This window comes from Mesorhizobium sp. L103C119B0, assembly GCF_000502235.1.
In the GTDB taxonomy this organism is placed as follows: domain Bacteria; phylum Pseudomonadota; class Alphaproteobacteria; order Rhizobiales; family Rhizobiaceae; genus Mesorhizobium.
The window spans coordinates 190,170-209,139 of the sequence record NZ_AYXE01000001.1; the positions used below are offsets into that span (position 1 = coordinate 190,170).

Genomic DNA, 18,970 nt, shown 5'->3' on the forward strand with positions numbered 1-18,970 from the left:
GCATTTTCATACAGGTGGCCGTTCAACCTATTTTGATGAACCCGCCTGGTGTTGAGATACTTGCCGAGGTGCTCGGTGCCACCGGCAACGAGAAAGCCAGAACGCCGCACGTCAAGCGTACGGCGTTCCAGCCTTTTCCAAGGTGCATCCTGTGCGCCGGCAGCGCTTACTCGGCGGCCAGGGCAAGTGGCGGCCTGTCATTGTCCTGCACCGCCTCATCAGCTGGCTTCTTGCCTTGCTTCGGCTCGCGGCCGAAGAACAGCGCGTAGCCTGCCGGCAGCACCAGGATGGTGAGTACGGTGGCGACGAGGATGCCGCCCATCATGGCGTAGGCGAGCGGTCCCCAGAACACCGCACGCGAGATCGGGATCAGCGCCAGCACCGCCGTCATCGCCGTCAGCACGATCGGCCGGAAACGGCGCACCGCCGAGCCGATGATGGCCTCCGATCGGTCCATTCCCCTGGCGATGTCCTGATCGATCTGGTCGACCAGGATGATTGAGTTGCGCATGATGATTCCGAGCAGCGCGATGACACCGAGGATGGCGACGAAGCCGAACGGCGCGCCGCTGATCAACAGAGCCGCCGCCGCACCGATGATGCCGAGTGGACCGGTGGCCAGCACGAGCATCGCCTTGCCGAAATGCTGCAGCTGGATCATCAGGAGCACGACGATGACGGCCAGCATGATCGGCGCCTTGGCGGCAATCGAGGCCTGGCTTTCGGCGGAATCTTCCGCACCGCCCTGGATCTCGATCTTGTAGCCGGGCGCCAGGCCGGCGCGCATGCCCTGCATGTCATTGTAGAGCTTGGTGACGACGTCTTTCGACTGCACGCCATCCGGCAGCGTGGCGCGCACCGAGATGGTCGGCAGGCGGTCGCGCCGCCATTCGACGCCTTGCTCGAGCACCGGCACCACCTTGGCCACCTGCGACAGCGGCACGAAGCCGCCGAAATCGGTCGGGATATAGACCGAGTCGACCGAGGACAGCAGGCTGCGGCTGGCGTCCGGTTCGCGGGCGACGATGGAAACCGTCTCCTCGCCATCACGGAAGTCATCGAGCGGCGCGCCGGACATCGCTGCCTGCAGCATCTGGCGGATGCGCTGCGAGGTGACGCCAAGCGCACGGGCGCGGTCCTGGTCGATGACCAGCTTCATCGCCGGTACCGGCTCCAGCCAGTCGTCATGGACGGCGCCGAGCAGCGGATTTTCGGCGAATTTCGCCTTCACCTGGTCAGCGATGCGGCGCACCTCCTGGCGGTCCGGACCCATGATGCGCATCTGCACCGGCCAGCCGGTCGGCGGGCCGAGGAACAGACGGTCGACCTTGGAGCGGATCGAAGGGAAATCCTGCGCCAGGACTGAGCGCAGCTTGAGGATCAGCCGCTCACGTGCCGGCTCGTCATTGGCCATCACCAGAAGCTGCGCATAGTTCGGATTGCGCAATTGCTGGTCGAGCGGCAGGAAGAAGCGCGGCGCGCCTTCGCCGATATAGGTGGCGATGAAGCGCTTGTCCTTGTCGTCCATCATCCGGGCTTCCAGCGCTTTGGCCTGCGTCTCGACCTCCTTGATCGAGGTTCCCTCAGGCAACCAGAGATCGACGAGGATTTCCGGCCGCGAGGATTGCGGGAAGAAGTTTTGTGGGATGAACTGGAACGCCCACAGGCTGGTGGCGAAGGTGACCAGCGTCATCACCAGAACGATGATGCGGTGGCGCACCGCCCAGCCGACCGTGGCGCGCAGCCGCCGGTAGAAGCCGGTGTCGAAGGCGTCATGATGGTTGCCGGCGTGTTTGCGCTGCTTGAGGATCATGTAGCCCAGCCACGGCGTGAAATAGACGGCGACGAACCACGACACGACCAGCGCGATGCCGACCACATAGAACAGCGTGCGCACATATTCGCCTGCGGTCGAGGCGGCGAAGCCGACCGGGATGAAGCCGGCTATGGTGATCAGCGTGCCGCTCAGCATCGGGAAGGCGGTCGAGGAATAGGCGAAGCTCGCCGCCTCGATCTTGACCAGCCCCTCCTCCAGCTTGCGCTCCATCATCTCGACGACGATCATGGCGTCGTCGACCAACAGCCCGAGCGCGATGATCAGGGCGCCGAGCGAAATGCGCTGCAGATCGATGCCGAGCTCGTACATGATGGCGAAGGTGGCGGCCAGCACCAGCGGAATGGCAATGGCGATGACCAGGCCGGAACGCCAGCCGATCGACAGCAGCGAGACAGCAAGCACGATCAGCAGCGCCTCGCCGAGCGCCTCCATGAACTCGTTGACGGCGTCCTTGACAACCTCGGGCTGGTTGGAGATCTGGTCAACCGCAACGCCGTAGGGCAGCGCTTCCTCAAAGCGCTTGTAGGTCGCCTCGACATCCGTGCCGACGTCCCTGACGTTAAAACCCTTGGCCATGACGACGCCGACCTGGACGCTTTCGTGGCCGTTGAAGCGGTACTTGCGCTGATAGGGATCTTCGAGACCGGAACTCACGGTGGCGATGTCGCCAAGACGTGTCACCTGACCACCGGCGCGCAGGCGCAATTCCCTGATGTCGGCAGCCCTGGTGACATCGCCCTCGACCGAGATGCGCACCGAGCGCAGGCCGGTGTCGACGGAGCCCGCCGGATCGACATTGTTCTGGCCCTTGATGGCGTTCTGCAGGTCGGTCAGCGTCAGGCCGCGTTCGGCCAGGGCCTTGGACGAGACGTCGATATAAAGCTTCTCCGGCTGGTCGCCGATGATGACGGCCTTCTCGACGCCCGGCGTCGTCAGCAGCATGTCGCGAGCCTGGGTGGCGAATTTCTTCAGCTCCGGATAGCTGTAGCCGTCGCCGCCGATCGAGTGCAGGGTGATGAAGGTGTCGCCGAACTCGTCGTTGAAATAGGGCCCGAGCAGGCCTTGCGGCAGGTCGCCGGAGATGTCGCCAACCTTCTTGCGCACCTGGTAGAAGGCGTCCTTCACCTCCTCTGCATTGGTGTCGCCCTTGATCTGGACGGTGATGATGGCGCTGCCGGCGCGGGTGTAGGAACGGACGAAGTCGAGGTGCGGCGTTTCTTGCAGCTTGCGCTCGATCTTGTTGACGACCTGGTCTTCCATCTCCTGGATCGAGGAGCCCGGCCAGATCGCCTGGACGACCATGACGCGGAAGGTGAAATCGGGGTCTTCCTTCTGGCCCATGCGCATCAGGCCGAGCGCGCCGGCAATGATGATCAGACCGAACAGGAAGCGCGCGATCGAGGGATGGCCGATGGCCCAGCGCGAAAGATTGAAAGGCTGCTTTTCAGTGCTGTCGGTGGTGGTCATCGGCGTCAGTCCAATTCGTTGATCGTGCGCGCATACGCTTTGCATGCAGCTAAAATATTCCGATGCTGGCTTCCGGGCGGCGAGGCTTTCCGAGCGGAGAGACACTCATCGCGGTGGGACGCGCGGATCGATGCGGGGGAACTCGATCTTGGCGTCTCGACCATCGGGCGCTCGCCGCCCGGAAACCCTGAATTCGCTTGCCCAGCCCTTTCGCCGAAGCGACGATCAAGCCGGCTTCATGCCTGCGGTCAGCGCAGGGCCTTTGCGGCATCGCCTTCCGCAGAGGCGGCCTGGACCGCATCGCCGGTCAGCTTGACCTTGAGATTCTCGGTCATGAACTGGGTGCCGGCGGCAACGACGACATCCCCCGGCTTGAGCCCGTCGGCGACGCTGACGCCGTCGGCGGTGAACTCCGCAACCTTGACCAGGCGCTCGTGCACCGTCTCGCCGGCGCGGTCGACGGTCCAGACAATCTTGCGACCATCCTTTTCCGCAAGCGCGCTGAGCGGGATCGACACCATCTCCTGCTTCTTGGCCACCGAGGCCTCGATGTTGGCGGTCATGCCGAGCAGCACGCGCGGGTCGTCGGGCAGCGAGACGCGGACGGCAAAGGTGCGCGACTGCTGGTCGGCGCTGCCGGCGACTTCACGCACTTTGCCGGAGAGCGCCAGCGCGTCATCGGACCAGAAGCTGGCCTTGACGTCCTTTCCCGGCTTGAAGGCGGCGATGTCCATTTCGGGAACCGCGATCAGCACTTCCTTTTCGCCGTCGACGGCAACGGTCATCACAGGCGTTCCGGCGCCGACCACCTGGCCGACATCGGCCGAGACCGCCGTGACGATGCCGTTCTCGCTCGCCTTGAGATCGGTGTAGACGACCTGGTTCTGCGCCTGGGCAAGGGTAGAGCGGGCGGCATCGCGCGTCGCTACCGCCTGGTTGTAGCTCAGCGTCGCCTGTTCGAGCTGCGACTTGGAGGTGAAGTTCTTGGCAAAAAGCTGTTCGGCGCGCTTGCGGGACAGATCGACCGTCTCGACCTGCCGCTCGGCGGCGTCGAGGCTGGCCTTGGCGCTCTTGACCGACAACTCATAGTCCGTGGGATCGATACGGGCTAGCACATCGCCTGTCGTCACATGCTGGCCGATGTCGACCAGACGCTCAGTGACCTTGCCCGAGATGCGAAAGCCGAGGTTCATTTCGGTACGGGCTCGCACCGAGCCGGAATAGGTGAGTTCGCGACTCTTTTCGGCCTGGCCGATCTCGACCACCTTGACCGGACGGATGATGTCCTGGACCTCGGTCTTCTCCTGGCTGCAGGCGGCGAGCCCGAGCGTGGCGACGATCAGGCCGGCGACCGGCAGCTTGCGGATGATGGAACTGGACAAAGACACTTTCGTACTCCCGACTGGAGATGAACGGTCGACACCGGCGCCCGGCGGGCGGCGGCTATTACTTCAGAGCCTTGATCGCGTAATCGATGAGATCGTCGGGCATCGCCCGATTGGTCTTGGCAAGGCACTGCGCCACCATTTGCGGGTGGCACAGAATGACGGTGGCGGCGCCGAAGCAGCGCGATGCGATGACCGGATCCTGGTCGGCAAACTCGCCGGCCTCGATGCCCTCGCGGATGACCTCGGCAAACAGGTCGTGAATGCTGTCGATATGCTTGTCGATGACGCCCCAGTCGCGCTCGAGCGCGACGATGACCATTTCGTGGACCTTCTGGTCGTCGAGCATGACTTCCAGCGTCATCTTGTACTGCGCATGCACGTAGCGGCGCAGCCGCTCCTCGGCGCTGATCGGCAACCGGGAAATCTCGTAGGCCATGTTGTAGCTGGCGAGGAGCATGCGGCCGCAGACGGCCTGGTGGATTTCGACCTTGGAGGCGAAGAAACGGTAGATATTGGCCGGCGACATGCCGAGTTCGCGGGCGATGTCGGCGACATTGGTCTTGCCGTAACCATAGTGCCGGAACAGGCGTTCGGCACAGTCGAGAATGCGGGTGACATTCTCCTGGCGGGTGGAGTCGGCCATTATGCTGGCGGCTTCGGACATGGCTCTCTGTCGATTTATGAGTGACGAATTTCAACTTTCGTCAGTCGTAAATCGAAAAGAGGGAAGTGTCAATGCGAATTCGACGTACGCGTATAATTTGGTGACAGAGGGTGTGCGCGAACTCGACCTTGCGCGTGCCGTTGCGCTCTGGAACTAAGATCCCTTCGCCATTTCCCGCAGCTGAAACTTCTGGATCTTCCCCGTCGATGTCTTCGGGATCTCGGCAAAAATCACCGCCTTCGGCACCTTGAAGCGGGCGAGCAGCGCGCGGCAGTGTTCGATGATCTCGGCCTCGCTTGCCACCTTGCCGGGCTTCAGCTCGACATAGGCGACCGGCACCTCGCCCCATTTGTCGTCTGCCTTGGCGACGACGCCGCAGGACGCCACGGACGGGTGTTTGTAGAGGGCTTCCTCGACCTCGATCGATGAAATGTTCTCGCCGCCGGAGATGATGATGTCCTTGGAGCGGTCCTTGAGCTGGATGTAGCCGTCGGGATGCATGACGCCGAGGTCGCCGGAGTGGAACCAGCCGCCGGCGAAAGCCTCGTCGGTCGCCTTCCTGTTCTTCAGATAGCCCTTCATGACGATGTTGCCGCGGAACATGACCTCGCCGATGGTCTCGCCGTCGGCCGGCGTCTTCTGCATCGTCTCCGCGTCCATCACCGTCAGGCCTTCGAGTGCGGCATAGCGCACGCCCTGCCTTGCCTTCTTCTGCGCCTTCGATCCCTTGTCTAGATCGTCCCAGGCGCCGTGCCATTCGTTGACGACCGCCGGGCCATAGGTCTCGGTCAGCCCGTAGAGATGGGTGACGGCAAAGCCGGCATCGGCCATGCCCGACAGCACCGCTTCCGGCGGAGGTGCTGCCGCCGTATTGAAGGTCACCGTCTGGGGGAACGTCCGCTTGTCCTCGTCCCTGGCGTTGATCAGCACCGACATGACGACCGGCGCACCGCACAGATGCGTCACGCCGTGGTCGGCGATGGCATCGTAGATCGGCTTCGGCCGCACCCAGCGCAGGCAGACATGGGTGCCGGCCTGGACCGCCATCGTCCACGGAAAGCACCAGCCATTGCAGTGGAACATTGGCAGCGTCCACAGATAGACGGCGTGCTTGGCCATGCCGGCATGGATGGTGTTGGTGTAAGCCATCAGGGCAGCGCCGCGATGGTGGTAGACGACGCCCTTCGGGTTGCCTGTCGTGCCTGAGGTGTAGTTGAGTGAGATGGCGTCCCATTCGTCGTCGGGCATCGACCAGGCGTAGCCCTCGTCACCGCCGGCGACGAACCCCTCATAGTCGATCGCGCCGATGCGCTCGCCCTTGAGATAGGGTGCATCGCTGGCATAGTCGGGATCGTCATAGTCGATGACCAGCGGCTTCACCTTGGCCAGTGCCAGTGCCTGTTTGACGACAGCGGAAAATTCGCGGTCGACGACGAGCACCTTGGTCTCGGCATGGTCGAACTGGAACGCGATGACGGCGGCATCGAGCCTTGTGTTGAGCGAATGCAGCACCGCTTTGGTCATCGGCACGCCGAAATGCGCCTCCAGCATCGGCGGCGTGTTCGACAGCATCACCGTGACGGTATCGCCCTTGCCGATGCCGCGCTTCGACAACGCCGAGGCGAGCTTCAGCGAGCGCTGCCAGAAGGTGCGATAGGTGATGCGCTGGCTGCCATGGATGATGGCGACATGATCGGGATAGGTGCTTGCCGCCCGCTCCAGATAGGTGAGCGGCGTCAGCGGCTGGTGGTTGGCGGCGTTCTTGCCGAGATCCTGCTCGTAGTGACTGCCCATCCCGTGCTCCCCGAATTTTCATTGTTGAGAACTTCTAACCCCAGGTTCCCGCCACGTCACCATCGGCGATTCCCGACCGGGCACATTTGGCGCAATGATCGTCCAGATTCGATGGCCAAAGAGGTATCGTGTACCCACGCCAATTTGACTTTTGTCGAGAGCCGTGAATAATGTCAGCCGAGGAGACGGCATGGCGATCCGACCGGCAGAACAGCTTATCCACAAGGCCGCATGGCTCTATTATGCCCATGGCCTGCGCCAGGACCAGGTCGCCAGCCAGCTTAACATCTCCCGCGCCTCGGTCGCCATGTATTTGCGCAAGGCGCGCGAGACCGGCATCGTCAACATCTCGACCTCGACGCAACTGTTCACCGACGACATGCTGGCGCGCCAGCTCGAGGACGCGCTCAAGCTTGATGCGGTGTGGATCGCGCCGGAGAATGCCTATGTCGTCGACCCTTCGACGGACGTTGCGGTGCTGGCGGCGAGTGTCTTTCTCGAACTGGTCAAGAAGGGCGACCGTATCGGCGTCGCCTGGGGCCGCACCGTCTACACCATCGCCGACGTCATGTCCTATGCCGACCTGCAGGACGTCACCGTTGTGCAGCTCTGCGGCAATCTCGGCGCGCCCTACTCCTACCGTCCCGACCAGTGCACGATGGAGATCGCCCGGCGGCTCAACGCCAAGGGCCTCAATTTCTACGCGCCGCTGGTGCTGACGACGGAATTGCTGGCGCATGGGCTGCGCGCCGAACCGGTGATCCGCGAACAACTGGCCGATATTGCAAACTGCGATCTGGCGCTCTATTCGGTCGGCACGGTCGATGGCGACAGCCATGTCGTCAAATGCGGCGCGCTCAGCCCCGGCGAGATGGGGCTGTTGCGAGAAGCGGGCGCCGCCGGAGTCGTTGCCGGCCAGATCATCGATGCCACCGGCAAGGCGCTCGACTGCAGCTACAACCGCCGCGTCATCTCGGCCTCGCTGTCGTCACTGCGCCAGATCGAAAAGCGGCTGATGGTGGTCCAGGAAGACAGCAAGTTCGAACCGCTGCTCGCAGCACTCGCCGGCGGACTCTGCACGCATCTGGTCGTCGGCGCCGGCATGGCGCGGCGGCTGCTCGAATATGCCGGAGCCAGCGCGGGGGCAAAAAAGGCTTCCTGACAAAACGAAATCCTTGCAGCGGCGCATTGTCATCAAGGCGTCGCGGCACTCCTGTTCACAGCAACATCAAAGACAGCAAAGCGGACATAGCGACATGAAGAACCTTTGGAATGACGACGACGCGGAAAGACTGGTGGGCGATTATGCGAAAAAGGGCGTGGCCCGCGACCTCGCGTTGCGCGTCTACACCACCCGGCTGCTCGGCGGCGAGCCGCGGCTGGTGCTGCATGGCGGCGGCAACACTTCCTGCAAGACCAAGGCCATAGACCTCGTCGGCGACGAATGGGACGTGCTGTGCGTCAAGGGCAGCGGCTGGGACATGGGTGTGATCGAGCCGCAAGGCCTGCCGGCGGTCAAGCTCGGCGCGCTGCTGAAGGCGCGTGCGCTGGCCAGCCTCGCCGACGAGGACATGGTGGCGCTGCAGCGGGCGAACCTCATCGACCCCGCCTCCCCCAATCCGTCGGTCGAGACGCTGCTGCACGCCTTCCTGCCGCATAAATTCGTCGACCACACGCATTCGACCGCGATCCTCGCCATCGTCGACCAGGCGGACAGCAAGCCGCTGATCAAGACCATGTTCGGCGACAAGATGGGATACGTGCCCTATATCAAGCCCGGCTTCGACCTCGCCAAGGTGGCCGCCGATGTCTACGACGCCGACCCCAGCGTCGAAGGCCTGATCCTCGACAAGCATGGCATCTTCACCTTCGGCGACGATGCCAGGCAGGCTTACGACCGGATGATCCACTATGTGAACGTGGCCGAGGACTATGTCGCCAAGCACGGCAAGCCGCAGCCGGCCAAGGTCACGCTGCCGGCAAAGCTGGCGACGCCCGCGGCAATCGCGCCCATGCTGCGCGGCGCGGTGGCGGTATCGCGTGGCGAAGGCCGCTTCGATCGCATGATCAGCGACTTCCGCACCTCGGATGCCATTGTCGATTTCATCAATTCGGCCGGCATCGCCGACTATGCCGCACGCGGTGTGTCGACGCCGGACCTGTCGATCCGCATCAAGACCGGGCCGATGGCAGTTCCGGCGCCAGACGCCGACAAGGCCGGCGACTACAAGGCCGTCATCAAGAGCCATGTCGAGGCCTTCGCCAGCGACTATCGCGCGTATTTCGAAACCAACGACGCGCTGGACGACGTCGAGCGCACCATGCTCGACCCGATGCCGCGGCTGACGCTGGTGCCGGGCCTCGGCATGTTCGGCCATGGCCGCACGCTGAAGGATGCGAAGATCGCATCTGATGTCGGCGAGATGTGGATCGAGGCGGTGCGCGGCGCCGAGGCCGTCGGCAGCTTCCATCCTCTATCGAAGGCCGACCTCTTCCCGCTGGAGTACTGGTCGCTTGAGCAGGCCAAGCTCGCCTCCAACAAGCCGAAGCCGCTGACCGGCCAGGTGGTGCTGATCACTGGCGGCGCCGGCGCGATCGGTGCTGCGACGGCAAAACTGTTCGCCGCCAATGGCGCGCATGCCGTCGTCGTCGATCTCGATGCGGCCAGGGCGGCCGAGGCGGCAAAGGCAGCCGGCAACAATTCGATCAGCGTCGGCGCCGACATCACCAACCCGGCCGAGCTGCGCGCCGCCTTCGACAAAGCTGTCGCTGTCTATGGCGGCGTCGACATTCTGGTCTCCAACGCCGGTGGCGCCTGGGAAGGCCGCATCGGCGAGCTCGACGATGCCCTGCTGCGCAAGAGTTTCGAGCTCAACTTCTTCGCCCATCAGTCGGCGGCGCAGAACGCGGTGCGCATCATGCTGGAACAGGGCACCGGCGGTGTGTTGTTGTTCAACACCTCCAAGCAGGCGGTCAACCCGGGTCCGAAATTCGGCGCCTATGGTGTGCCGAAGGCGGCGACGCTGTTCCTGTCCCGGCAATATGCGCTCGACTACGGCGCGCACGGCATCCGCTCCAATGCGGTCAACGCCGACCGCATCCGCTCCGGCCTGTTGACCGACGCCATGATCGCCAGCCGTTCCGGCGCGCGCGGCGTGTCGGAGAAGGAATACATGTCGGGCAATCTGCTCGGACAGGAGGTGACGGCAGAAGACGTGGCGCAGGCCTTCCTGCACCAAGCATTGGCCGAACGCACCACCGCCGATGTGACGACCGTGGATGGCGGCAATATCGCGGCGGCGCTGCGCTGAAGATAGAGCTGGAGCGGTTCATCGTTTCACCAAAACGGCGAACCGCTCCCCCTCCCGGTCTTGCGGAAAGCCGCTTTCGCACGTCGTGCTGAAAAACTGCTTGAGCCGGTCAAAATCCCACTCCAATCCTTTGCTTATTGCTCAACAGTTTAAGGGGCATCTCGTGTTTCGCATGCGAGCTCCAACCCTGATCCTTGGTGGAGTTGTCTATGGCAGCGAAAAGACTTCGTATCGGCGTGCTCCTCGGCGGGCGCTCCGCGGAGCATGAGGTTTCGCTGCTTTCGGCGACCAATGTCATGGCCGCGCTGGATCCGGCAAAATACGACGCCGTTCTGATCTTCGTCACCCGCGAGGGGCAATGGCAGCTGAGCCACTTCAAGGACGGCGCGCTGGCGACACCGTCTGATGGGACGCAGCTTTGCCTGGCGCCGGGCGGGCATGGGCGGATGCTGGCGATTCCCGCCAAGGGTGCGCCGCACGACCTGCCTGCCATCGAATATGGTGTTCCGGTACCGCACGCCTGCATGGCGAGGACGGCGCGGTGGCTGGTGCGAGTCGGGCGGTCATGATGCAGGGGCAGATTCCTAACAGATATTGTTAGATCTTGTGATGCGCATTTTCGAAAGACTGGAGCTGGCGGCGCAGCACCCCAAGATGGGCAGCGCACGGCCCGAGTTAAGCGCAACGGCCCGCGTGCTCGTCGAAGGCCGTTATATCATCATCTACGAGCCGCAGCCCGATGGTGTCTGTGGCGATTGTCCACGGGATGCGCGATCCAGACCATTGGTTGTAGGCCGGCAGGCTTACGATCAATATGAAAAGAGCGGCCCATGCCGCCCTTCGCATCTATCAGATGTCCGATCCTACTTCGCGTTCGGGTTCGGCATCCAGGCCGGCATGGCGACATCGGCATGGGCGAATTGCGGCAGCTTGGCCGACAGGTCCTCCATGTTCTTGATGTCCTTGTCGATCAGGTCCTTCTGGGTGATCAGCGTCGGCGGCACGATGACGTTGTGGCCGGGATCTTCACCGGCGAGCAGCTGCGCCAGCGCGCGCACCGAGACCTGGCCGACGACGGCAGGGTTGGTGGCGGCGGTGGCGGCCCAGGCGCTGTCGGTCTCGCGCATGGCCGCGATGTCCGAGGTAGAGATGTCGGCGGAGTAGATCTTGATCTTCTTGTTCAGCCCCGCCTCGTCGACGGCGATCTTCACACCCTTGGCGAACTCGTCATAGGGCGCGAACATCACATTGATGTCGGGATGCGCCTGCAGCACCGAGCGCGCCTGGTTGGCGACCGAGTTGGCGATCGGGTTGTCGAGCGTGCCGAACATCGCGACTTCCTTGATGCCGGCATGTTTCTTCTTCACGTCGACCCAGGTCTCGTTGCGGCGGTCGAGCGGCGCGATGCCGGCGACATAGACATAGCCGGCGTTCCAGCTCTCGCCATTGTCCTTGACCGCCTGCTCGAGCGCCAGGCGCGCAAGGTCCTTGTCGGACTGTTCGATCTGCGGGATCTTGGGGTTTTCGACATTGACGTCGAAGGCGACGACCTTGATGCCGGCATCGACCGCGCGCTGGGCGGCGTCCTTCATCGCTTCCGTCAGCCCGTGCTGGATGATGATGCCCTGCACGCCGAGTGCGATGGCCTGGTCGACCATGTCGGATTGAAGGGCGGCGTCCTGGCGGCTGTCGAGCACGCGCAGATCGATGCCGAGCGCCTTGGACTGGGACTCGACGCCCGAGAGATAGGCCTGGAAGAAATCGCCGGTCGAGAGATAGCGCACCAGCGCGATCTTGACGCCGGGCTTGTCGAACGGCGCCGGCTTGTCGGCGGCAAAGGCCGGGACCTGCATCAGCATTGTTGCGCCGGCCAATCCGAGCGCGACCTTCCCCAAAAGTCGTCTTGTGATGTTCACGTTCTTTCCTCCGTTTGTTGAACCCAAAACTGTCCCGGCAGCCATTCTATCTCCTGCCCCGGCCGGAAAGGGCGAAGGTAAAGACAAGGGCGACGACGAGAACCACGCCCTTGACGAAATCCTGCGTGTAGTAAGGCGCGTTCATCATCGTCAGGCCTTGCAGCAGGATGCCGACGAACAGCGCGCCGATGGCGGTGCCGAAGGCGTTCGGCTTGGCGGCGCCGAGCACCGCGTAGCCGATCAGCGCCGCGGCAACCGCATCGAGCAGCAGATTATTACCCGACGCGATGTCACCGCGTCCAAGCCGTGCGGCCAGCAAAATCCCGCCGATCGAGGCAAAAACTCCTGAAATGACGTAGGCCCAGATTTTGTATGCCTTGACAGGCGCGCCGGCGAGTTCGGCGGCCCGTTCATTGCTGCCCACCGCATACATCATGCGGCCGAAGCGTGTGTATTCGAGGAAGAACCAGATCAGCACGGCGAGCACGATCAGCACGACCACCGAGACCGGAATGAGGTTCGGGATGAAGAAGTCGAAGCGGTGGCGGCCGAGCGCCAGGAAGGCGTCGGAGAATTTGCCGTTGGCGACCGAGCCGTCCGGCATTGTCATACCGGTGGCGATGGAGCGTCCTTCAGTCGGGATGCGCTGGAGGCCGACGAGCAGGAACATCATGCCGAGCGTCGCCAGCAGATCGGGCACGCGCATATAGACGATCAGCCAGCCATTGATGAGGCCGACAAGGGCGCCGATGAGCAGGCAGATGAGGACAGCGACGACAACGTTCTGCTCCAGCACCACCATGACATAGGCAGCCGCCATCATGGCCGATGTGGCAACCGAGCCGATCGAGAGATCGAAGCCGCCGACAACCAGTGTGGCGGTGACGCCCAGCGCCAGCACGCCGGTGATGGCGACCGACTGGAAAATGAAGACGGCACTTTGCGGCGAGACGAACCCGTCGGCGGCGATGGCGAAATACGCGATCAGCCCGAACAGAAGCACGATGAACCCATAGCGGATGGCGTAATCGCGCAGCGTCATTCAGCGCCCGCCGTCAATACCCAACTCAAACCCGTGCACTCCATTCCAACCCTCAGTTCTTCAATCATCGTGGCTCAGGCCGCACTGTGCAACGGCCCGCCCGCGACTTCGGCCAGCAGACGGTCGAGATCGACATCGGCGTTGCGGTGTTCGCCGACGATGGTCTGCTCGGACATCACCAATATGCGATCGGCCGTCTCCAGTGCCTCGTCGAGTTCGGTGACGAACAGCAGCGTGGCGCGGCCATTGGCGCTGGCCCTCAGCTTGGCGGCGATGTCGCGCCTGGCGGAGATATCGACGCCCTGGAACGGTTCGTCGAGAATGAACAATCGGGCGTCCTGCGCCATCCAGCGGGCCACCATCACCTTCTGCTGGTTGCCGCCCGAGAGAGTGGTCATCTCGTCCTTCTCCGAGCGGCAGACGATGCCGAGATCCTCGATCTGCCGGCGGGCAATAGTGCGTTCAAGGCCGCGTTTGAGAACTGAAAAGCGCGACATGCGCTTGTGGAAGGGCAGACTGATGTTTTCCTGGATGTTGAAGCCGCCGACGATGCCGTTTTCGGCACGGTCCTTGGCGACCAGAAACACGCCGGCGGCGATGGCTTCGCCCGTCGACCCAGGCGCATAGGGCTTGCCATATAAAGTCATCGTGCCGGACAGCGGCTTGCGCAGGCCGAACAGCGTCTCGGCGAGCGCTGTCTTGCCGACGCCGACGAGGCCGGTGATGGCAACGACCTCGCCGTCGCCGAGCGTCAGCGAGAATGGCCGGGCACCAGGGGCGATGCGCAAGGAATCGACGGTCAGGATCGGCTTGGCAGAACTCCTGGCTTCGATGCGGTCAAGATGGATCTTGCGGCCGAGCATGGCGTTAACGGCACCCTCATAGTCGAGAGGCTTGCTGTCGAAGACGCCTGAGATGACGCCATCGCGCATCGAGACGATGCGGTCGGCCAGCCGCCTGATATCCGACATGCGATGCGAGATGTAGAGGATGGCGACGCCCTGCTCGCGCAAGCGGTCGAGCAGCGCAAACAGCCGGTCGGCCTCGGCGCTGGACAGCGACGAGGTCGGCTCGTCGAGGATCAGCACTTTCGGCTGGTGCGCCATGGCGCGCGCGATGGCCACCATCTGGCGATCGGCCAGCGACAGGTCGCTGATGCGGGCCTTGAGGTCGATGGCGAGCCCCATGCGGTCGGCCACCGCTTTGGCTTCGCGGCGCACCCGGCCGGGGTTGAACAGCAGCGGCGCGCCCTTGCCGCTCAGCCGGTCGAGCGTCAGATTGGTGGCGACATCGAGATCGGCGACGACGCCGTCATTGATGTTTTGGTGCACGGTAACGACACCGGCGCGGATCGCCTCTGCCGGCGTGTTCGGCGCAAAGTTGCCGCCAGCGAGGTGCATGATGCCGCCGTCATGGTCGTAGACGCCGCTGATGATTTTGACGAGGGTGGACTTGCCGGCGCCGTTGGCGCCCATCAGCACAGTGATCTCACCGGCATGCAATTCGAGCGAGACGCCGCCAAGCACCTCGATATGGCCGAAGGATTTCCTCAGCCCGTCCACGCGGAACACGGCATCATTGCCCATTCGTTCCTCCCTAACGTTGACGCTATGGGCTACGTGATCAATTGTCAACTCGATTGACAATTGCCAGTCAGCTTCCTAGCTTGGCCTCACCGCCATCGCTCCACTATGATTGGAGCGAGCAAGCGGGAGGGTGAGGAATGACTGCGAAATTGCCGTTTGAAGCACTGTCGGTGGAGACGCTTGCAACGCGCCTCGGTACGAACGAAGCGCTGTGCGCCAAAATCGGCAAGGGCCCTTGGAAGGTGCGCGAGGTCGGCGACGGCAATCTGAACCTCGTCTTCATCGTCGAAGGCGGCTCGGGTGCGGCCGTGGTCAAGCAGGCCCTGCCCTATGTTCGCCTCGTCGGCGACAGCTGGCCGTTGCCGCTCAAACGCTCCTTCTTCGAGTATCACGCGCTGACGCGGCAAGAGGCGCGCGCGCCGGGCTCGGTGCCGGCGATCCTCCATTTCGACGAAGCCCAGGCGCTGATCATCATGGAATATCTGGCGCCGCCGCACATCATCCTGCGCCGTGCCCTGATCGACGGCCGCGAGTTGCCAAATATCGCCCGCGACATCGGCCTGTTCATGGCCCGCACTTTGTTCCGCGGCTCTGATCTCTCCATGCCCACCAAGGACCGCAAGGCCGACCTGGCGCTGTTTGCCGACAATGTCGAGCTCTGCGGCATCACCGAAGACCTGGTGTTTTCCGACCCATATTTCGATGCCAAGCTGAACCGGCATACGTCGCCGCAACTGGACGGCCTGGTTGCCGAACTGCGTGCCGACCGCGACCTCAAGGTCGAAGCGCAGCGGCTGAAGCATATCTTCGCCGCCAAGGCCGAGACGCTGCTGCATGGCGACCTGCATTCGGGCTCGATCATGGTCACCGACACCGAGACGCGGATGATCGATCCGGAATTCGCCTTCTACGGTCCGATGGCCTTCGACGTCGGCATGCTGCTCGCCAATTTCTGGATGTCCTACTTCTCGCAGCGCGGCCATGAACAGAAGGGCAAGCGTGACGCCATGCGTGCCTATCTGCTCGGGGTGACCAACGACACCTGGACGGTGTTCCGCGCCGAGTTCTCGCATCTATGGCGCACCGAGCGCACCGGCATGCTTTACCAGAAGAGCCTGTTCGAGGATCAGGGCGACATTCTCGCCTCGGAGCAGGCGCTCGACCATGTGCTGCACCAGATCTGGACCGACCTCTTGGGCTTTGCCGGCATCGAGGTGCACCGGCGCATCCTCGGCCTCGCCCACAATGCCGATTTCGAGACCATCGAGGACGAGGATCTGCGGGCCTCCTGCGAGGCCAAGGCGCTGAAATTCGGCCGTCACATCGCCGTCAACCGGCGCCAGATTCACGGCATGGACGAGGTTAATAATCTGGCCGCTTTGATCGAACGGGAGAGCAGGATTTGAACGTCGGCGAGCGCCACTACCGCACCATCTGGCTGAGCGACGACCAGCGTTCGGTCGAGATCATCGACCAGCGCTGGCTGCCGCACGAGTTCCGGGTCGAGACGATCGGGAGCGTTGCCGGCATCGCCACCGCGATCCGTGACATGTGGGTTCGTGGCGCGCCGCTGATCGGCGTCACCGCGGCCTACGGCGTCGCCATCCAGATGGCGGACGATCCGTCTGACGAAGCGCTCGACGCGGTCTGGGAGACACTGCACAAGACGCGGCCGACTGCGATCAATCTACGCTGGGCGCTGGACGAAATGCGGCGGTTCCTAAGGCCGATCGTATTGGGACAGCGCGCGGAGGCGGCCTATAAGCGCGCTGCCGAAATCGCCGACGAGGATGTCGATCTCAATCGCGCCATCGGCGAGAACGGGCTTGCCATCATCAAGGAGATCGCGGCACGCAAGAAGCCGGGCGAGCCGGTCAACATCCTCACCCACTGCAACGCCGGTTGGCTGGCGACGGTCGATTACGGCACCGCCACGTCGCCGATCTATCTCGCCGTCGAGGCCGGCATTCCGGTCCATGTCTATGTCGACGAGACGCGCCCGCGCAACCAGGGCGCCCAGCTGACCGCCTGGGAGATGGCCGGCCACGGCGTGCCGCACACGCTGATCGTCGACAATGCCGGCGGCCATCTGATGCAGCGTGGCGCGGTCGACATGGTGATCGTGGGCACCGACCGCACCACGGCCAATGGCGACGTCTGCAACAAGATCGGCACCTATCTCAAGGCGCTCGCCGCCTCCGATAATGAGGTGCCCTTCTACGTCGCTCTGCCCTCGCCGACCATCGACTGGACGGTGGGTGATGGCCTCACCGAAATCCCGATCGAGGAACGCTCCGGTGACGAGGTGTCGCTGGTCTGGGGCAAGACGGCGGACGGCAAGATCGCGCAGGTTCGGGTTTCGCCCGAAGCGACGCCGGCGGCCAATCCGGCGTTCGATGTGACGCCGGCACGGCTGGTGACGGGGCTGATCACCGAGCGCGGTGTGGCCAAGGCTTCGCGCGAAGGCTTGAAGACGATGTTCCCCGAACGCGGATAATCTCCCCCCTTGAGGGGGAGATGTCGCCAAAGGCGACAGAGGGGGTCGGCGCGTCCTGACGCGACCTCCCAGCACCGACAGATGATGCTAGCGCTCCAGTCGAACCGACCCCCTCTGACCTGCCGGCCATCTCCCCCTCAATGGGGGAGATTAGCGCCTCACCGGCTGGCTACCGGATTTCAGCCCTGCAACAAGAATTGCGGCCTCGATGGCCGCTGACGGTTGCGGTTCTGGCGAAATCCGGCCAGAAGCATCTAGGCCGGCAATCGGCCGGCCCGCGACGTTGCGCTTGAAACCAGATACGGGAGACTATTGGGTGGCTCGCATAACACTGAGACAATTGCTCGACCACGCCGCCGAGTACGGCTACGGCGTACCCGCTTTCAACATGAACAATATGGAACAGGGCCTCGCCATCATGGAGGCGGCCGAGGAGACCAAGTCGCCGGTCATCCTGCAGGCAAGCCGCGGCGCCCGCGCCTACGCCAATGATGTGGTGCTGGCCAAGCTGATCGACGCGCTGGTCGAAATCCACCCCGACATCCCGGTCTGCATGCATCTCGACCATGGCAACAACGAAGCCACCTGCGTCACCGCCATCCAGTACGGCTTCACCTCGGTGATGATGGACGGCTCGCTGAAAGAGGACGGCAAGACGCCGGCCGACTATGCCTACAATTCCGGAATCACCCGGCGCGTCGTCGACATGGCGCATTGGGGCGGCGTGTCGGTGGAAGGCGAGATCGGTGTGCTCGGTTCGCTTGAGAGCGGCGGCGGCGAGCAGGAAGACGGCCACGGCGTCGAAGGCGCCATCAGCCACGACCAGCTCTTGACCGACCCAGTGCAGGCGGTCGAATTCGTCAAGGACACCCATGTCGATGCGCTGGCTGTCGCCATGGGCACCAGCCACGGCGCCTACAAATTCTCGCGCAAGCCGGACGGCGCGGTGCTGGCGATGAATGTCATCGAGGAAATCCACCGCCGCCTGCCCAACATGCATCTGGTCATGCACGGCTCGTCCTCGGTGCCCGAGGACCTGCAGGAGATCATCAATAGATATGGCGGCCAGATGAAGCCGACCTGGGGCGTGCCGGTGGAAGAGATCCAGCGCGGCATCAAGCACGGCGTGCGCAAGATCAACATCGACACCGACAACCGCATGGCGCTGACCGGCGCCATCCGCAAGGTGCTGACCGAAAACCCGAGCGAGTTCGATCCGCGCAAATATCTGACGCCGGCGATGGCGGCGATGCGCAAGCTGTGCAAGCAGCGCTTCGAGCAGTTCGGCACCGCCGGCAATGCCCAGAAGATCAAGCCGCTGCCGGTAGCTGAGATGGCCAAGCGGTACAAGTCGGGCAGCCTTGATCCGAAGTTTGGGTGAAGTCCCTGGCGCCTCTTCCTTCTCCCCTTGTGGGGAAGAAAGAAGAGCTATTGACATAAAAAAGGCCGGGCGCGAAAGCGGCCCGGC

At 63.4% G+C, this 18,970-nt stretch carries 12 protein-coding genes and 1 pseudogene; 6 read left to right on the forward strand and 7 right to left on the reverse strand.

What is annotated here, in order from left to right; genetic code table 11:
- Nucleotides 1-166: 166 nt before the first annotated feature.
- The 4 genes from X728_RS165160 to X728_RS165145 form a co-directional block, all read right to left on the reverse strand.
- Entirely contained in the window at nucleotides 167-3,304 is a 3,138-nt protein-coding gene (locus X728_RS165160; protein ID WP_023830336.1) for an efflux RND transporter permease subunit, read from the reverse strand.
- 248 nt (nucleotides 3,305-3,552) lie between these two features.
- Nucleotides 3,553-4,692 carry an efflux RND transporter periplasmic adaptor subunit gene (locus tag X728_RS165155; RefSeq protein WP_023692166.1) on the reverse strand — a complete coding sequence of 380 codons (1,140 nt, stop codon included), beginning with the start codon at nucleotides 4,690-4,692 and terminating at the stop codon, nucleotides 3,553-3,555.
- 58 nt (nucleotides 4,693-4,750) lie between these two features.
- Nucleotides 4,751-5,356, reverse strand: a complete 606-nt coding sequence (locus tag X728_RS165150) for a TetR family transcriptional regulator (RefSeq protein ID WP_023668564.1) — start codon at nucleotides 5,354-5,356, stop codon at nucleotides 4,751-4,753.
- Nucleotides 5,357-5,509: 153 nt separating this feature from the next.
- Nucleotides 5,510-7,150: an acyl-CoA synthetase gene (locus tag X728_RS165145; protein WP_023830337.1), complete on the reverse strand. Its 1,641-nt coding sequence runs from the start codon at nucleotides 7,148-7,150 to the stop codon at nucleotides 5,510-5,512.
- A gap of 190 nt (nucleotides 7,151-7,340) precedes the next feature.
- On the opposite strand from X728_RS165145, the gene X728_RS165140 reads away from it, so the two are divergent.
- The 3 genes and pseudogenes from X728_RS165140 to X728_RS165130 all read left to right on the forward strand — a co-directional run.
- Nucleotides 7,341-8,312 (forward strand): sugar-binding transcriptional regulator, encoded by a 972-nt coding sequence (locus X728_RS165140; protein ID WP_023830338.1) that lies wholly within the window; start codon nucleotides 7,341-7,343, stop codon nucleotides 8,310-8,312.
- A 94-nt stretch (nucleotides 8,313-8,406) separates the two neighbouring features.
- Nucleotides 8,407-10,461 carry a bifunctional aldolase/short-chain dehydrogenase gene (locus tag X728_RS165135; protein ID WP_023830339.1) on the forward strand — a complete coding sequence of 685 codons (2,055 nt, stop codon included), beginning with the start codon at nucleotides 8,407-8,409 and terminating at the stop codon, nucleotides 10,459-10,461.
- A 203-nt stretch (nucleotides 10,462-10,664) separates the two neighbouring features.
- Nucleotides 10,665-11,017, forward strand: a pseudogene (locus tag X728_RS165130) (D-alanine--D-alanine ligase A); the annotation flags it as partial.
- 307 nt (nucleotides 11,018-11,324) lie between these two features.
- Here the strand turns inward: X728_RS165130 and X728_RS165125 are convergent.
- The 3 genes from X728_RS165125 to X728_RS165115 form a co-directional block, all read right to left on the reverse strand.
- A complete protein-coding gene (locus X728_RS165125; RefSeq protein WP_023830341.1) occupies nucleotides 11,325-12,377 on the reverse strand; it encodes a substrate-binding domain-containing protein in 1,053 nt (350 codons plus the stop codon).
- A 46-nt stretch (nucleotides 12,378-12,423) separates the two neighbouring features.
- A complete protein-coding gene (locus tag X728_RS165120) occupies nucleotides 12,424-13,419 on the reverse strand; it encodes an ABC transporter permease (RefSeq protein WP_023668572.1) in 996 nt (331 codons plus the stop codon).
- A gap of 74 nt (nucleotides 13,420-13,493) precedes the next feature.
- A complete protein-coding gene (locus X728_RS165115) occupies nucleotides 13,494-15,005 on the reverse strand; it encodes a sugar ABC transporter ATP-binding protein (RefSeq protein WP_023830342.1) in 1,512 nt (503 codons plus the stop codon).
- A 137-nt stretch (nucleotides 15,006-15,142) separates the two neighbouring features.
- Here X728_RS165115 and mtnK point away from each other — a divergent pair, with 137 nt between their 5' ends.
- The 3 genes from mtnK to fba all read left to right on the forward strand — a co-directional run bounded on the left by mtnK (nucleotide 15,143) and on the right by fba (nucleotide 18,883).
- Nucleotides 15,143-16,411: an S-methyl-5-thioribose kinase gene (gene mtnK / locus X728_RS165110; RefSeq protein WP_023830343.1), complete on the forward strand. Its 1,269-nt coding sequence runs from the start codon at nucleotides 15,143-15,145 to the stop codon at nucleotides 16,409-16,411.
- Nucleotides 16,408-17,502 (forward strand): S-methyl-5-thioribose-1-phosphate isomerase, encoded by a 1,095-nt coding sequence (mtnA, locus tag X728_RS165105; RefSeq protein WP_023830344.1) that lies wholly within the window; start codon nucleotides 16,408-16,410, stop codon nucleotides 17,500-17,502. Before mtnK ends, mtnA begins: the two co-directional genes overlap by 4 nt.
- A 316-nt stretch (nucleotides 17,503-17,818) precedes the next feature.
- Nucleotides 17,819-18,883: a class II fructose-bisphosphate aldolase gene (gene fba, locus X728_RS165100; protein ID WP_023830345.1), complete on the forward strand. Its 1,065-nt coding sequence runs from the start codon at nucleotides 17,819-17,821 to the stop codon at nucleotides 18,881-18,883.
- Nucleotides 18,884-18,970: the final 87 nt, after the last annotated feature.

Excerpts from the sequence above, each read along its gene's own strand:
- X728_RS165150 (WP_023668564.1), bottom strand. The coding sequence starts at position 5,356 with ATGTCCGAAGCCGCCAGCATAATGGCCGACTCCACCCGCCAGGAGAAT.
- X728_RS165135 (WP_023830339.1), top strand. The coding sequence starts at position 8,407 with ATGAAGAACCTTTGGAATGACGACGACGCGGAAAGACTGGTGGGCGAT.
- X728_RS165160 (WP_023830336.1), bottom strand. The coding sequence starts at position 3,304 with ATGACCACCACCGACAGCACTGAAAAGCAGCCTTTCAATCTTTCGCGC.
- mtnK (WP_023830343.1), top strand. The coding sequence starts at position 15,143 with ATGACTGCGAAATTGCCGTTTGAAGCACTGTCGGTGGAGACGCTTGCA.
- X728_RS165115 (WP_023830342.1), bottom strand. The coding sequence starts at position 15,005 with ATGGGCAATGATGCCGTGTTCCGCGTGGACGGGCTGAGGAAATCCTTC.
- X728_RS165140 (WP_023830338.1), top strand. The coding sequence starts at position 7,341 with ATGGCGATCCGACCGGCAGAACAGCTTATCCACAAGGCCGCATGGCTC.
- X728_RS165120 (WP_023668572.1), bottom strand. The coding sequence starts at position 13,419 with ATGACGCTGCGCGATTACGCCATCCGCTATGGGTTCATCGTGCTTCTG.
- X728_RS165145 (WP_023830337.1), bottom strand. The coding sequence starts at position 7,150 with ATGGGCAGTCACTACGAGCAGGATCTCGGCAAGAACGCCGCCAACCAC.